This window comes from Pseudomonas sp. KB-10 (assembly GCF_018221585.1).
In the GTDB taxonomy this organism is placed as follows: Bacteria; Pseudomonadota; Gammaproteobacteria; order Pseudomonadales; family Pseudomonadaceae; genus Aquipseudomonas; species Aquipseudomonas yangonensis.
Map to the genome: position 1 here is coordinate 70,992 of NZ_QYYB01000004.1, position 16,073 is coordinate 87,064.

Consider the following 16,073-nt stretch of genomic DNA (forward strand, 5'->3'; position numbering starts at 1 on the left):
TGCTTGATGAATCGTTTCAGCAATGCGTTTCATCAACTAGTCTTGGAGCGTCGCACGCGGCATCAGTGATGCACGGCGGTACCCACACCCTTCTCAGTCAGAACAACAATCCCAAGCCGGAGGCCCCCATGCTCGAACTCGATGCCAGCCAAATCCAGATGGGCCGGGTTGCGGCGAACAAGGGTGAAGCCCTGGCCATGCTTGGCGATGCCCTGGCCGCTGCCGGCCTGGCCACTGCGGCTTATCTCGAAGGCCTGCAGGCGCGTGAAGCCCAGGGGTCGACCTTCCTCGGCCAGGGCATCGCCATTCCCCATGGCACGCCGCAGACCCGCGACCAGGTGCTGCGCACCGGCGTCAGCCTGATCCAGTTTCCCAATGGCGTAGACTGGGGTAATGGCCAGCAGGTCTACCTGGCCATCGCCATCGCCGCGCAGTCCGATGAGCACCTGCATCTGTTGCAACTGCTGACCCGCGCGCTGGGCGAGGGGGATCTGAGCCAGGCGCTGCGCGAAGCCAGCGAGCCGGCACAGATTCTCGAACTGCTGCAGGGCGCGCCGCAGGCGCTGGCGCTGGACGGCCAACTGGTCGCGCTGGGGCAGCCGGCCGAAGATTTCGACGAGTTGCTCTGGCAGGGCGCACGCCTGTTGCGTCAGGCCGGGTGTGCTCGCAGCGGTTTCGCCCTCGGACTGGCACGTGGCGAACCCCTGCCGCTGGGCGATGGCCTGTGGTGGCTGCACAGCGAGGTCAGCGTCGAACGCCCCGGCCTGGCTTTTGTAACCCCGGCGCAGCCGCTGAGTTTTCGCGGCGAGGCGTTGCGTGGCCTGTTCTGCCTGGCCAGCCAGGGCGAGGCGCATCGCCAGGCGCTGGAGCGGCTGTGCGATGTGCTGATCGGTGGCCGCGCCGCGGCGTTCAGTGAAGCCAGCGACAGCCGCCAGGTGATCGAAGCGCTGGGCGGCGAGGTGCCGCCGGATTGGCCCTGCCTCAGCGTGCCGCTGCTCAACGCCCATGGTTTGCACGCACGTCCGGCCAAGGCACTCAGCGAACTGGCGCAGGGGTTCGCCGGCGAGATTCGCGTCCGCCTGCTCGGTGATAGCGGCGCCGGCGTCTCGGCCAAGAGCCTTAGCCGCCTGCTGGCCTTGGGCGCACGTCGCGGGCAGATGCTCGAATTCAGCGCCGAGCCGGCGATTGCCGACAGCGCACTACCGGCCATTCGTGCTGCTGTGGAAAGTGGCCTGGGGGAAAGGGTCGAGCCGCTCAACGAAGCGTTGCCCGAAGTGGCGGCGCAGCTACAGCCGGCTCCGCCGGTCGCTCCCGTTGCCGGTAGCCGACTGGTTGCGGTGGCCGCCTCGCCCGGTATCGCCATCGGCCCCGCACTGGTGCGCACGCCCCCGGAATTTCATTTCGACGAGCAGGGTCAGGGCCCCGAACATGAACGGTCGCGTCTGGATGCAGCCCTTGCCGCCGTTGCCTCGCAACTGCAGCGCCTGGTCGACGGCGCTGGCGTGGCCAGCATTCGCGAGATTTTCAGTGCCCACCTGGCCATGCTCGATGACCCCGCTCTGCGCGAGGATGTCGAGGTGCGCCTGGCCAAGGGTGCCAGCGCCGAAGCGGCCTGGCAGGTCGAAGTGGAGGCGGCGGCCAAGCGTCAGGAAGCCCTGCACGATCCGCTGCTGGCCGAGCGGGCAGCGGACTTGCGCGATATCGGCAACCGCGTGTTGGCGCATCTGTGTGGTGTCGAGCTGCCCAGCGAGCCTAACGAGCCTTACATCCTGGTGATGGCCGAAGTGGTGCCCTCGGATGTCGCCGCGCTGGATCGTCAGCGCGTCGCCGGTATCGTCACCGCACGTGGTGGGGCCACCGCGCACAGCGCCATTATTGCCCGAGCCCTGGGCATTCCCGCGCTGGTCGGCGCCGGCGATGGCGTACTGGCACTGGCTCAGGGCACGCCCTTGCTGCTCGATGGCGACAGCGGCCTGCTGCGCGTCGCCCCGGATGCGGCCGAACGCGACCAGGCGCTGCATGAGCGCGAGGTGGCGCAGAAGCGTCAGGAGCAGGCGCATGCCCGGCGTTTCGAGGCGGCGCAGACCCGTGACGGCGTGCGCGTGGAAGTCGCGGCCAATATCGGTGCCAGTGGCGAAACCAGCGAGGCGGTGGCGCTGGGCGCCGATGCGGTGGGCCTGCTGCGCACCGAACTGGTGTTCATGGAGCACGCCCAGGCGCCGGACCAGGCTGCGCAGGAGCACGAGTACCGGCGCGTGCTCGACGCGCTGGATGGCCGGCCGCTGGTGGTGCGCACCCTGGATGTCGGCGGTGACAAGCCCTTGCCGTACTGGCCGATGCCGGCCGAGGAGAATCCCTTTCTCGGTGTGCGCGGCATTCGCCTGAGTCTGCAGCGCCCGGAGATTCTCGAAACCCAGTTGCGCGCCTTGCTCGCCTCGGCCGATGGTCGCCCGCTGCGCATCATGTTCCCCATGGTTGGCTCGGTGGAGGAGTGGCGCGCGGCGCGGGACCTGGTGCAGCGCCTGCGCGAGGAGGTCGAGGTGCGCGATCTGCAGGTCGGCATCATGGTCGAGGTACCTTCGGCGGCACTGCTGGCGCCGGTGCTGGCGCGCGAAGTGGACTTCTTCAGCATCGGCACTAACGATCTGACGCAGTACTGCCTGGCCATCGACCGCGGTCACCCGCAACTCTCGGCCCAGGCCGACGGCCTGCACCCGGCGGTGCTGCGCCTGATCGAGATGACCGTGAGCGCTGCCCATGCCCAAGGCAAGTGGGTTGGTGTCTGCGGCGAATTGGCCAGTGACCGCCTGGCCGTGCCGCTGCTGGTCGGCCTCGGCGTGGACGAATTGAGCGTAACGCCGCGTTCGATGGCGCTGGTCAAGGCACGCGTGCGCGAGCTGGACAGCCGCCAGGCGCGAACCCTGGCCGACCGCGCCCTGACCCTGGACAGCGCCAGCGCGGTGCGCGCGCTGGTCGCGGAGATGCACTGATGGCCCGAATCCTGACCCTGACCCTGAACCCGGCGCTGGACCTGACGCTGCGCCTGGATCGCCTGCAGCCCGGTGCGATCAATCGCTGCCATGAACTGCGCAGTCACGCTGCCGGCAAGGGCTTGAACGTGGCCCAGGTGCTGGCCGATCTGGGCCACAGCCTGAGCGTCGGTGGCTTTCTCGGGCGCGCCACTGCCGCGCCGTTCGAAAGCCTGATGCACAAGCGCGGTTTTCACGACCTGTTCGTCCGGGTGCCGGGCGAGACGCGCAGCAATATCAAGTTGGCCGAAACCGATGGTCGCATCACCGACCTCAACGGCCCCGGCCCGCAGGTCGAGGCCGAGCATCTGCAACGCCTGCAGGATGACCTGCAGCCGCTGTTGGCCGGGCATGACGCCGTGGTGGTCGCCGGCAGTCTGCCGCGTGGCGTGACGCCGCAATGGTTCGCCGGCTTGCTGCGGTGGATCAAGGCCAGCGGCGTGCCGCTGGCGGTGGACACCAGCGGTGCAGCCCTGCAGGCGGCCCTGGGCGTCGCGCCCTGGCTGATCAAACCCAACGAGGAAGAACTGGCCGAGGTCTGCGGCAGCGATCTATCCGCCGCCGTGCAGGGCCTGCGCGCACAGGGCATCGAGCACGTGCTGCTGTCGCGCGGCGCGCAAGGCGTCGACTGGCATGGCCCTGGTCTCGCCCTGCGCGCCGTTCCGCCACGCGTCGAGGTGGCCAGCACGGTCGGTGCCGGCGACTCACTGCTGGCGGCCAGCCTGCATGGCCTGCTCGAGGGCTGGCCGGCCGAACGCACCTTGCGCCTGGCCACGGCAGTGGCGGCGCAGGCGGTCACCCAGATCGGCTTCGGTATCCATGATCGCGAGCAACTGGCCCGTCTCGAGGCGGCCGTGCAACTGCACCCCATAGAAGAATAAGAGGCACCTACCATGAATCTGCTGATCGTCACTGCCTGCCCCAATGGCCAGGTCACCAGCGTACTGTGTTCGCGCCTCCTGCAAGCGGCCGCCGAGCGACTGGGCTGGCAAACCCGGGTCGAAGTCCATGACGCCCGCGCCATCGGTTCACCGCTCAGCGAAGCCGAGATTGCCGCAGCCGACTGGGTGCTGGTGGTCAAGACCGGCGAGCTGCCGCTCGGCCGTTTTGCCGACAAGCGGCTGCTGCTGGCCACGCCGGCCGAGGCCCTGGCCGACCCGCAACGCTTTCTGCGTGAGGCCGCCGAGCGTGCTCAGCCCTACGTTGAAAACGCCGCGCCTGAAGCCGGTGGCCGCCGTCGGCTGGTCGCCATCACTGCCTGCCCGACCGGCGTGGCCCACACCTTCATGGCCGCCGAGGCGCTGCAGCAGGCGGCGCAGCGCATGGACATCGAACTGCAAGTGGAAACCCGTGGCTCGGTGGGCGCGCGCAACCTGCTCGACGAGGCCGCGATCGCTGCGGCCGATGCGGTGCTGCTGGCCGCCGACATCGAGGTGGACACCAGTCGTTTCGCCGGCAAGAAGGTGTATCGCTGCGGCACCGGGGTGGCACTGAAACAACCACAGCAGACGCTGGAGCGGGCCCTGAGCGAGGCGCGGCCGCTGGCCGAAGCGGCAGTGCCTGCCGAGGGCAAGACGGCGGCCAGGAGTGGCGAAAAGAGTGGTCCCTACAAGCACCTGCTGACCGGCGTTTCCTACATGCTGCCGATGGTGGTGGCCGGCGGTCTGCTGATCGCCCTGTCGTTCGTCTTCGGCATCGAGGCATTCAAGGAGGAGGGCACCTTCGCCGCCGCATTGATGCAGATTGGCGGTGATGCCGCATTCAAGCTGATGGTGCCGGTGCTGGCCGGTTACATCGCCTACTCCATTGCCGATCGCCCCGGTCTGGCGCCGGGGATGATCGGCGGACTGCTGGCCAGCTCGCTGGGGGCGGGCTTTATCGGCGGTATCGTCGCCGGTTTCCTCGCTGGCTACTCGGCCAAGGCGTTGGCGCAGTGGGTGCGCCTGCCGGCCAGTGTCGAGGCGCTTAAGCCGATCCTGATCATTCCGCTGCTGGCCAGCCTGTTCACCGGGCTGGTGATGATCTACCTGGTCGGTACTCCGGTGGCCGGCATGCTGCAGTCGCTGACCACCTTCCTCGACGGCATGGGCAGCACCAATGCCATCCTGCTTGGCGTGCTGCTCGGCGGCATGATGTGCGTCGATCTCGGCGGGCCGATCAACAAGGCGGCCTATGCCTTCTCGGTCGGCCTGCTGGCCTCGAGCAGCTATGCGCCGATGGCCGCGACCATGGCCGCCGGCATGGTGCCGCCCATCGGCATGGCCATCGCCACCGTGCTGGCGCGGCGCAAGTTCGCCGACAGCGAGCGCCAGGCCGGCAAGGCCGCCGGGGTGCTGGGCTTGTGTTTCATCTCCGAGGGTGCCATCCCCTTTGCTGCCAAGGACCCGCTGCGGGTGATCCCGGCGAGCATCGCCGGCGGCGCCCTGACCGGCGCCCTGTCGATGTATTTCGGCTGCAAGCTGATGGCGCCGCACGGCGGGCTGTTCGTCCTGCTGATCCCCAATGCGATCAATCACGCGCTGCTGTATCTGCTGGCCATCGTCGCCGGCAGTCTGGTCACTGGCGTGCTCTATGCGCTGATCAAGCAGGGCGAGGCTCAGCCGATGGCGGTCGAGGCAGGCTAGGCGCAGGTTTCTGCAGCTCGGTTACACTGGGTTGAACGGCGCCTGGTCAGTGGGAGTCCGTAGTGTGTTCCGAGCGACGATTCGCTGCGTCGGATCACCGCAGGCTTACCGCCGCAGTCGCCCTCATAAAAGAAAGGACCCTTTGCAGATGACCCAAGCTCTCGCGCATCGCTGGCGCTTCTTCCGTGCCGGCGGTTTCGATCAGGTACAGCTGGAAACCCCCGCCGATCTCGCCGCCCTGCGCAATCTGGACCAGAAACTCTGGGCCAGCCTGGCCTGCCCGGTGAACAACCTGGAGCTGGACCGGCGCATGCTGCAGTACATCGACCTGAACAACGACGGACGTATCCGTGCGCCGGAAATTCTCGATGTGGTGGACTGGACCCTGGCGCGTCTGCGCGACCCCGCCGTGCTGTTTGAAGGCGGCCCGCTGCAGCTGGCCTCGCTCAACGATGATGCCGTGGGTACACATCTGCGTCTGGCCGCGCAGCGCCTGCTCGGCGTGCTCGGGCGACCCGAAGGCGACAGCCTGACACCAGCCGATACCGCCGACCTGGCGAAGCTGTTCCCGCCGCATGAGCCCAACGGCGACGGCCTGGTGCCGGCGACCCTGACCGACGACGTCGCGCTCAAGGCGGCCATCGCCGACATCATCGCCGCGCTCGGCGCACAGAGCGACCGCAGCGGTGAACCGGCCATCGGCGTCGAGCAGATCACTGCCTTCTTTGATCAGGCGCGTCAGCTACATGCCTGGCATGCGCGCGCGGCCGAGCAGGGCTTGGATGTGTTCGGTGAAGGTACCGTGGCGGCGGTCGAGGCGCTGAGTGCGGTGCGCGGCAAGATCGATGACTATTTCACCCGCGTGGCCATGGCCGAGTTCGACCCGCGCGCGGCGGCGCTGATGAACGCTCAGGAAGAAGAGCTGGTGCGTCTGGCCTCGCTGTCGCTGGCCGATGCCGGCGAGGTGGCCGGCCTGCCGCTGGCGGTTGTGCAGCATGGCGACGAGCTGCCGCTGAGCAAGGGCCTCAACCCGGCCTGGCAGCGTGCCATCGACGAGTTCCGCCAGCGCGTGGTGGTGCCGGTCTACGGCGAACAGGACAGCCTGTCGCACGAGCAGTGGCAACATCTGGTCGCGCTGTGCAGCAACTACCTGACCTGGCGCGCCGAGACACCCAAAGTGGCGATTGCCGAGGTGTTGGAGCGCGGCCGCATCCTCGAACTGGTGGAGCAGGGCGCCGAGGCGCGCCTGCTGGCGCTTGTGGAGGAAGACAAGACCGTGGCCGAGGCCGCAGACGGCCTGGTCGAGCTGGACAAGCTGATCCGCCTGCGCCATGGCCTGGTCACATTGCTGCGTAACTTCGTGTCCTTCCAGGCCTTCTATTCGCGCCATGAGAAAGCCGTTTTCCAGGCCGGCGTGCTGTATATCGACGGCAAGAGCTGCGAGCTGGTGGTCGAGGTCGACAACGTCGAGGCGCATGCCAAGATCGCAGCGGCCAGCGACTGCTTCTTGCTCTACTGCGCCTGCACGCGCCGCGGCCAGCCGGTGCGCGGCAAGGAGACGCTGAATATCGTGGTGGCAGTGACCGCCGGCAGCGAGGGCGACCTGCAGGCCGGTCGCCACGGTCTGTTCTACGACCGCGACGGCAACGACTGGGATGCCACCGTGGTCAAGGTGGTGCAGAACGCGATCAGCATCCGCGAGGCGTTCTGGTCGCCGTATCGGCGGGTTTCCAAGCTGGTCTCCGATCAGGTGCAGAAGCTGGCGGCCAGCCGCGACGCCGACGTGGTCAACAAGACTGTGGCCAAGGTCGGCGAAACCGGCGCCGCGCCGGCAGCGACCCCGGCACCGGCGTTCGACATCGCCAAGTTCGCCGGCATCTTCGCCGCCATCGGCCTCGCCGTCGGCGCTCTGGGCACGGCGCTGGCCGCGGTGGTCACGGGGATTCTGTCGCTGGTCTGGTGGCAGATCCCGCTGTTGTTTCTCTGCGTGCTGTTGGCCATCTCCGGCCCGGCCATGCTGCTGGCCTGGTTCAAGCTGCGTCGGCGCAGCCTGGGGCCGATTCTCGACGGCAACGGCTGGGCGGTGAATGCCCAGGCGCGCATCAGCATTCCCTTCGGCACTGCGCTGACGCAGATGGCGGAACTGCCCAAGGGCAGCGACCGCGCGCTGCGCGACCCCTATGCCAACAAGCCGGTGCTGTGGCCCTGGATCATCGCCCTGCTGCTGGCGCTGGGGCTGGGCTACTACGCCTGGAGCAATGGCGCGTTCAGCCCGGAGCCGCAGGTGCCGGCTGAGGCAGTGGCGCCTGTTCAGGACGCCGCCGGCTAGCGGGTACTGCCTGGCGTCGGGCTCTTTGTAGGAGCGGCTTCAGCCGCGAAAGCTGTTCGCGGCTGAAGCCACTCCTACGGTTTGGAATGCTTGGTCGGCCAGCCATTTGTTATTGGCGGGTTTCATCCGCCCGTTCTCTCTCAACCCGCCAACAGCTCCGCCACCCAGCGCGGCAGCTGTTCGGTAGCCGGGCCATAGCGTTTCTCGGCGAACAGTGAATGGCCCTGGCTCGGCTCCAGGTTGATCTCCAGCGTATGCGCGCCGGCCCGGCGCGCTTGTTCGACGAAACCCGCCGCCGGGTAGACGTGCCCGGAGGTGCCGATGCTGACGAACAGCTCGCACTGCTCCAGCGCGTCGTAGATGCGCTCCATGTGATAGGGCATCTCGCCGAACCAGACGATATCCGGGCGCAGCGTACCGATGAGGCCGCAGCAGGCGCACGCCTGGCCGACCGGCATGTCCTCCAGTAGCGGGAAACGCTGCTGGCTGTTGCTGCACAGCATCGACTGCAATTCGCCATGCATGTGCAGCAGGTTCCTCGAGCCGGCGCGCTCGTGCAGGTTGTCGACGTTCTGCGTGACCAGCAGGAAATCGCCCTGCCAGGCCGCTTCCAGCTCGGCCAATGCCAGATGCCCGGCGTTCGGCGCGATGGCCGGATCGAGCAGCTGGGCGCGGCGCATGTCGTAGAAGCGCTGCACCAGTGCCGGGTCGCGGGCGAAGCCTTCGGGAGTGGCCACCTCTTCGATGCGGTGGTCTTCCCACAGGCCGTCGGAAGCGCGGAAGGTGCGGATGCCGCTCTCGGCGGAAATACCGGCGCCGGTAAGGATGACGATGTTCGGGTGGGCCATTGGCGCTCCAGGGCAGATCGGCTCAGACGCCACTTTATGCCAACACCCGCGGCTTGTGGGAGGGCGCTGCGCGCTATCCGTCATACACCTCACCGCAGAATCGCTGAACTCTCTCCCTCACTGCGCATCCACAGATCACGGCCCCAGTTTCGATGGGGCAGTGGTTCGGGGAGCGAGCAATGACTGATAACAACAAGGCGCAGCCGCTGCGCATCACGCTGACGGCCTGGGTGGCCGGCGTTCTGGGTGCGCTACTGGCGCTCGGCGGCGCCTATCTGCTGTGGCTGGGCGGGTCCTGGTACTACCTGCTGGCCGGGCTTGGCCTGCTGCTGGTAGGCGTGCTGATTCATCGAGGCCAGCGTGCTGCCCTTTGGCTGTACGCTCTGGTGCTGCTGGCGAGCCTGGCCTGGACGGTGTACGAGGTGCGCTTCGACTGGTGGCAGATGGCACCGCGTATCGACCTGTGGTGCGTACTAGGTCTCTGGCTGCTGCTGCCATGGATCAACCGGCATATCGCCCCCGGACAGCCCTGGCGCGACGGCGCCAGCGCGGTACTCGGAATCGGCCTGCTGCTGGGCGCGGGCATGGCAGTTTATTCGCTGACGCAGGACTATCATCGTCTGCCCGGTCATTTCGACGAGGCGCGCATGGCGGCCGCTGACGTGGCACCGAACCGCTGGGCCAACGAATGGCGGGCCTATGGTGGCTCCGCGCGCGGCGATCGCTACGCCAGCGCCGAGCAGATCACCCCGGCCAATGTCGGAAAGCTGAAGAAAGCCTGGGAATTTCACACCGGCGACCTGCCCGGCGAGGGCGACCCCGGCGAGATCACCAATCAGGTGACGCCGCTGAAGATCGGCGACAACCTGTTCATCTGCACGCCGCACAGCATCGCCATCGCGGTGGACGCCGATACCGGTGAGGAGCGCTGGCGCTTCGACCCGGCGATCAACCGCCAGGCCGAGTATTACCAGCACATGACCTGCCGCGGCCTGGCCTTTCACGATGCGGCTGCTTACGCCGGCCCGCTGATCGCGGCGCGTGATGACGCGCTGCCGGAACTGCCGCCGCAGGCGCCGCCACGTTGCACCCAGCGCCTGTTCCTGCCCACCAACGATGCCACGCTGTACGCGCTCGACCTGAGTGACGGCAAGCCCTGCGAGGACTTCGGCGAGGGCGGTATGGTCGATCTCAAGGTGGGACTGGGCGACGATGCGCTGGGCGTTTACCTGCCGACCTCGCCACCGGTGGTGACCGAGAAACTGGTCATCGTCGGCGGTTCGATCACCGATAACGGTTCGGTGGATTCGCCTGGAGGTGTCATCCGCGCCTACGACGTACGCAGCGGCGAGCTGGTGTGGAACTTCGACCCTGGCCGCCCCGATGCCACTGAGCCGTTGCCAGCCGGCGAGACCTATGTGCGCAGCACGCCGAACTCCTGGACCATCGCCACGGCGGACGAGGCGCTGGGGCTGGTGTACATCCCCATGGGCAACCAGACGCCCGACCAGTGGGGCGTGCAGCGCAGCCCCGAGGCCGAGCGTTTCACCGCGGCGCTGGTGGCGCTGGATCTGGCTACCGGGCAGGTTCGCTGGGAGTTCCGCACGGTCAACCATGACCTGTGGGATCGCGACCTGCCATCGCAGCCCACCCTCGTGGATGTCGAAGGCCCTGACGGGCCGGTGCCGGCGATCATCCAGGCGACCAAGCGCGGCGACCTGTACGTGCTGGATCGGCGCAGTGGCGAGCCCATCGTGCCGGTCAACCAGCTGCAGGTTCCGCAGGGAACGGTGGAGGGCGACTTCGCCGCACCGACCCAACCGGTCTCGGCGCTGACCTATGCGCCCGAGGAGCCGTTGTACGAGCGCGACATGTGGGGCGGGACACCGTTCGATCAACTGGCGTGCCGCATCCAGTTCCACCGTCTGCGTTACGAGGGCGACTTCACTCCGCCTTCGGAGCAGGGTTCGCTGATCTATCCGGGTAACGTCGGGGTGTTCAACTGGCCCTCGGTGGCGGTCGATCCGCAGCGGCAGATCCTCTTCGGCGCGCCAAACTATCTGGCCTTCGTCTCGCGCCTGGTCAAGCGCGAGGGCGGCGAACAGGCCGGTACCGGTGGCAGCGAGCGCGGCCTGCAGCCCAACCTCGGTGCGCCCTACATGGTCAGCCTGGAACCCTTCCTGTCACCGCTCGGACTGCCTTGTCAGGCGCCGCCATGGGGCTACGTCACAGCGGTCGACCTGCGCAGCATGGAGAAGGTCTGGCAGCACAAGAACGGTACCAGCCGCGACAGTGCGCCGCTGGGTATTCCCCTGACCGTCGGTGTGCCGAACCTCGGTGGCCCGCTGATCACCGCCAGCGGCCTGAGCTTTCTCAGCGGCACCCTGGACTACTACCTGCGTGCCTACGACATGCGCACCGGCGAGGAGTTGTGGAAGGACAGGTTGCCGGCAGGCGGCCAGGCCACGCCGATCAGCTACGTCTCGGAAAAGACCGGCAAGCAATACGTGGTGGTGATGGCCGGCGGGCACGGCTCGTTCGGCACGCGCATGGGCGACTCGCTGGTCGCCTGGACGCTGGAGGAAGATGAGTAAACGGCACAAGGCCCGCGGAACGGCAATGCTGTTCACTTAAGAAACGGTCGAGCGCGATTAGTCCCCTCGCCCCTCCGGGGAGAGGGTTAGGGCGGGCCGCGTTCGGCGAGGGGAAAACTGGCAGTTTCGCAGAGTTTTCGGCCCTTTCCCCCAACCCCTCTCCACTACGCGTGCCCCCAATAAATGGGAGAGGGGAGCCAATGCCTACGACCTTAAGTGAACAGCAGGCCCGCAGAGCGGGCCTTGTTCGCTGTCAGTGATGCTCGCGGGTGGCGCGGAACTTGATCTCCGGCCAGCGCTCTTCCATCAGGCTGAGGTTGACGCGGGTCGGGGCCAGGTAGGTGAGGTGGCCACCGCCGTCGACGGCGAGGTTTTCAAAGGCCTTGTCCTTGAATTCCTTGAGCTTCTTCTCGTCGCTGCATTCGATCCAGCGCGCCGACCAGACATTGATCGCCTCGTAGGCGCATTCCACCTTGTATTCCTCTTTCAGGCGGCTGGCGACCACGTCGAACTGCAGCACACCGACGGCGCCGAGGACGATGTCGTTGTTGCGTTCGGGGAAGAACACCTGGGTCGCACCTTCCTCGGCCAGCTCCTGCAGGCCCTGGCGCAACTGCTTGGATTTCAGCGGGTCCTTCAGGCGCACACGGCGGAACAGCTCCGGGGCGAAGTGGGGGATACCGGTGAAGCCGAGGTTCTCGCCTTCGGTGAAGGTGTCGCCGATCTGGATGGTGCCGTGGTTGTGCAGGCCGATGATGTCACCGGCGTAGGCTTCTTCCAGGTGCTCACGCTCGCTGGAGAAGAAGGTCAGCGCGTCGCCGACGCGCACGTCCTTGCCCAGACGCGCGTGACGCATCTTCATGCCCTGGGTGTACTTGCCCGAGCAGATGCGCATAAAGGCAATCCTGTCCCTATGCTTCGGGTCCATGTTCGCCTGGATCTTGAATACGAAGCCGGAGAATTTCTCCTCGGTCGGCTCTACGCTGCGCTCGTTGGCGGCGCGTGGCAGCGGGCGCGGCGCCCAGTCGACCACGGCGTCGAGCACGTGGTCGACGCCGAAGTTGCCCAGTGCGGTGCCGAAGAACACCGGGGTCATTTCGCCCTTGAGGAAGGCTTCGGGTTCGAACTCGTGGCAGGCGCCCTGTACCAGTTCCAGCTCCTCGACGAAGCGCTCGTACATGTCGCCCAGGTGCGCTCGTGCCTCATCGGAGTCCAGCTTCTGGATGATCTTGGCTTCGGTGCGCTCGTGGCCATGGCCCGGGGTGTAGACGATGATGTAGTCGCCGGTCAGGTGATAGACACCCTTGAAGTCCTTGTAGCAGCCGATCGGCCAGGTGATGGGCGCGGCCTTGATCTTCAGCACCGCCTCGATCTCGTCGAGCAGTTCGATGGGGTCGCGGATATCGCGGTCGAGCTTGTTGATGAAGCTCACGATCGGCGTATCACGCAGGCGGCACACATCCATCAGGGCGATGGTACGCGGCTCGACGCCCTTGCCGCCGTCGAGCACCATCAGCGCGCTGTCCACCGCGGTCAGGGTGCGGTAGGTATCCTCGGAGAAGTCTTCGTGGCCGGGGGTATCGAGCAGGTTGACGATGTGCTCGCGGTAGGGGAACTGCATCACCGAGGTGGTGATGGAGATGCCGCGCTGCTTCTCCATCTCCATCCAGTCGGAGGTGGCGTGGCGGTCGGATTTACGCGACTTCACGGTGCCCGCCACTTCGATGGCCTTGCCCATCAGCAACAGCTTCTCGGTGATGGTGGTCTTACCGGCGTCCGGGTGGGAAATGATGGCGAAAGTACGGCGCTTGGCGACTTCGGCGGCCTGGGTGGTCATGAATTGCGTGCCTGGATGGAAACGTTGAGGGCACCTTGGCGCCCGGAAAACTGGCGATTATACCGATAACTGCTGCCCTTGGCCGCTAGGGCGCCGGCCGGCTTCCCGGCCTGGTCAGCCACGGGCAGCGGCCGACCTCGTGGCGCCTGACGCGAGGCGTGCAGAGGATAGGTAAATATCAGGTAAAAGAATGGTTATGAAAATTATTCCCATATAGAGTAGCCGCCCGTCGCAGTGGGTCAGGGTAAGGGTGGCTCCGTCGTGTTCAAGAAAATCATCTTCCAGTTGCACTGGTTCTTTGGTATCAGCGCCGGTCTGGTGCTGGCTGTCATGGGCATTACCGGTGCCCTATACAGCTTCGAGGGTGAAATAACCCGGGCGCTCAACGCCGAGCGCTGGCAGATCCAGCCAAGCGAACAGGGCCACCTCGCACCTGCTGAGCTGGTGGCGCGAATCGAGGCGGCCAGCGCTGATCGTGTTACCGGTTTGTGGCTCGATGGCCGGCATGACGGGCCAGGCATGGCCTTCCTTGCACCACCGCCTGGTGCTCGGCGCGGTCCGCGCGTCGCATTCGATCCCTACACCGGGGAGGTACTGGCCGCGCCGCTTGGTCAGGACTTTTTCCATCTGATGCTGATGCTGCACCGCTTTCTGTCCATGGGCGAGGTTGGCAAGCAGATCACGGCTGCCAGCACCCTGGCGCTGATTTTCTTCTGCCTGTCCGGGCTCTACCTGCGTTGGCCACGCAAGGCGCTGAACTGGCGTACGTGGCTGACCCTGGACTGGAAGCGCAAAGGCCGCAGCTTCAACTGGGATCTGCATGCCGTCGCCGGTACCTGGGTGCTGCTGTTCTACCTTTGTGCAGGGCTCACGGGCTTGTATTGGTCCTATGACTGGTACCGCGAAGGGCTGACCCGCATGCTTTCCGATACACCACCGGAAAAGCGCGGTGAGGGCCGGGCTCGCGCGGGCAGTGAGAGGCCCGACGCTGGCGCTCCCGAGGTCGATTACGACGCCGTATGGCGGAGCATCCAGCAAGCCGCCGGTCCCAAACTGGTGGCCTGGAACCTGCGTCTGCCTCCTGAGGCGGGGCAGCCTGCGACCGTCTTCTACATGCTCGACGACGCAGCTCACGTGCGCGCCTTCAACCAGTTCCAGATCGATCCGAAAAGCGGCGCCATCAGCCGCCATGAACGCTACACCGACAAGAGCTTCAAGGCGCAGCTGCTGGCCAGCGTCTATGCCCTGCATGTCGGCGAGTATTTCGGCATGCCGGGGCGCATCCTGATGATGCTGGCCACGGCGGCCATGCCACTGTTCTTCATCACCGGCTGGCTGCTGTATCTGGATCGCCGACGCAAGAAGCGTGCGGCGCTGGCTGCGCGCGGTACGTTGAAAACGGATGACTCGGGCGAAGGCTGGCTGGTCGGCTTCGCCAGCCAGAGCGGTTTTGCCGAACAGTTGGCCTGGCAGAGCGCCGGGCAACTGCAGGCCGCGGGTATCCCGGTGCGGGTCGAGCCGCTGTCGCGCCTCGATGCCGACAGCCTGCGGCAGGCGCGCAAGGCGCTGTTCGTGGTCAGCACCTTCGGTGACGGCGAAGCGCCGGACGCCGCCCAGGGCTTCGAGCGCAAGGTGCTCGGCGGTTCGCTGCCGCTCGGGCAGCTCAGCTATGCCGTGCTGGCGCTGGGCGACCGGCAGTACCAGCACTTCTGCGGTTTCGCCCGACGTATCAACGACTGGCTGGGGCTGCAAGGCGCGCATCGTCTGTTCGACAGCGTCGAAGTCGATGGCGCCGACCAGGCCGCGTTGCAGCGCTGGCAGCAGCAACTGAGTGATCTGACCGGCGCCGCGCCGATTCGCTTCGAGCAGGCGCCTTGGCAGAGCTGGACGCTGGCCGAACGACGCCTGCTCAACCTCGGCAGTCAGGGCGCGCCGGTGTTCTTCCTCGGCCTGACGCCGCCTGCGCACAGTACCTGGCAGGCCGGTGACATCCTGGAGATCCGTCCACGTCATGCGCCGGCTGCGGTGCAGACCTGGCTGCAGCATTCGGGCTTCGATGGCCTGGAGCCGGTGGTGCTCGATGGCCAGGCGAGCAGCCTGGGCGAAGCGCTGGCCGAGCGTCAGTTGCCGGAAAGCCTTGCGCATCTGGTCGGGTTGCATGCTCAGGCCGTGGTCGACGCGTTGGTGCCGCTGGGTTCGCGTGAGTACTCCATCGCCTCGGTGTCGGCCGACGGCGTGCTGCAACTGATCGTACGCCAGGCCGTGCAGGCCGACGGCAGCCTCGGCCTGGGCTCCGGCTGGCTGACCGAGCATCTGCCAGCCGGCGGGCAATTGCTGGCGCGGGTGCGGCGCAACAGCGGCTTCCACCTGCCGGACGACGACCGCCCGCTGATCCTGATCGGCAATGGCACCGGCCTCGCTGGGCTGCGCTCGTTGTTGCGCGCGCGGGCACTGGCCGGGCAGGGGCGCAACTGGCTGCTGTTCGGCGAGCGCAACCGTGCCTGCGACTTCTTCTGTGGCGACGAGCTGCAGGCGGCGCTGGCCGCCGGCGAGCTGCAGCATCTGGATCTGGCGTTCTCCCGCGACCAGGCCGACAAGCGCTACGTGCAGGACCTGCTGCGCGAGCAGCACGAGCGTCTGCATGCCTGGCTGGAGGAAGGTGCGGCGATCTACGTCTGCGGCAGCCTGCAGGGCATGGCCGGCGGCGTGGATGCGGCGTTGCGCGAGCTGCTCGGCGACGAGGTGGTGGACGATCTGATCGAGGAAGGGCGCTATCGCCGCGACGTGTATTGAGCTGAACAGATCACGATGC

Annotated in this window: 8 protein-coding genes; 6 read left to right on the forward strand and 2 right to left on the reverse strand. The window is 66.8% G+C overall.

Annotated features, from left to right (window positions below; all coding sequences use genetic code 11):
- The first annotated feature begins 128 nt into the window (after positions 1 to 128).
- The 4 genes from ptsP to DXK50_RS12105 all read left to right on the forward strand — a co-directional run bounded on the left by ptsP (position 129) and on the right by DXK50_RS12105 (position 7,982).
- Positions 129 to 2,990, forward strand: coding sequence for a phosphoenolpyruvate--protein phosphotransferase (ptsP, locus tag DXK50_RS12090; protein WP_212630496.1), 2,862 nt, complete (start codon positions 129 to 131; stop codon positions 2,988 to 2,990).
- Positions 2,990 to 3,910, forward strand: a complete 921-nt coding sequence (gene pfkB, locus DXK50_RS12095; RefSeq protein WP_212630497.1) for a 1-phosphofructokinase — start codon at positions 2,990 to 2,992, stop codon at positions 3,908 to 3,910. Before ptsP ends, pfkB begins: the two co-directional genes overlap by 1 nt.
- Positions 3,911 to 3,922: 12 nt before the next feature.
- Positions 3,923 to 5,653 (forward strand): fructose-specific PTS transporter subunit EIIC, encoded by a 1,731-nt coding sequence (locus tag DXK50_RS12100; RefSeq protein ID WP_212630498.1) that lies wholly within the window; start codon positions 3,923 to 3,925, stop codon positions 5,651 to 5,653.
- 148 nt (positions 5,654 to 5,801) lie between these two features.
- Positions 5,802 to 7,982 (forward strand): hypothetical protein, encoded by a 2,181-nt coding sequence (locus tag DXK50_RS12105; protein WP_212630499.1) that lies wholly within the window; start codon positions 5,802 to 5,804, stop codon positions 7,980 to 7,982.
- A gap of 140 nt (positions 7,983 to 8,122) precedes the next feature.
- Here the strand turns inward: DXK50_RS12105 and cobB are convergent, their stop codons facing one another.
- Entirely contained in the window at positions 8,123 to 8,830 is a 708-nt protein-coding gene (gene cobB, locus DXK50_RS12110; RefSeq protein WP_212630500.1) for a Sir2 family NAD+-dependent deacetylase, read from the reverse strand.
- Between the two features lie 179 nt (positions 8,831 to 9,009).
- Between cobB and DXK50_RS12115 the strand changes: the two genes are divergently transcribed.
- Positions 9,010 to 11,424: a membrane-bound PQQ-dependent dehydrogenase, glucose/quinate/shikimate family gene (locus DXK50_RS12115; RefSeq protein WP_161864883.1), complete on the forward strand. Its 2,415-nt coding sequence runs from the start codon at positions 9,010 to 9,012 to the stop codon at positions 11,422 to 11,424.
- Between the two features lie 253 nt (positions 11,425 to 11,677).
- Here DXK50_RS12115 and DXK50_RS12120 read toward each other — a convergent pair whose 3' ends face one another.
- Entirely contained in the window at positions 11,678 to 13,261 is a 1,584-nt protein-coding gene (locus DXK50_RS12120) for a peptide chain release factor 3 (RefSeq protein ID WP_161864884.1), read from the reverse strand.
- Positions 13,262 to 13,522: 261 nt separating this feature from the next.
- On the opposite strand from DXK50_RS12120, the gene DXK50_RS12125 reads away from it, so the two are divergent.
- Positions 13,523 to 16,054, forward strand: coding sequence for a PepSY domain-containing protein (locus tag DXK50_RS12125; RefSeq protein ID WP_212630501.1), 2,532 nt, complete (start codon positions 13,523 to 13,525; stop codon positions 16,052 to 16,054).
- Positions 16,055 to 16,073 lie beyond the last annotated feature (19 nt).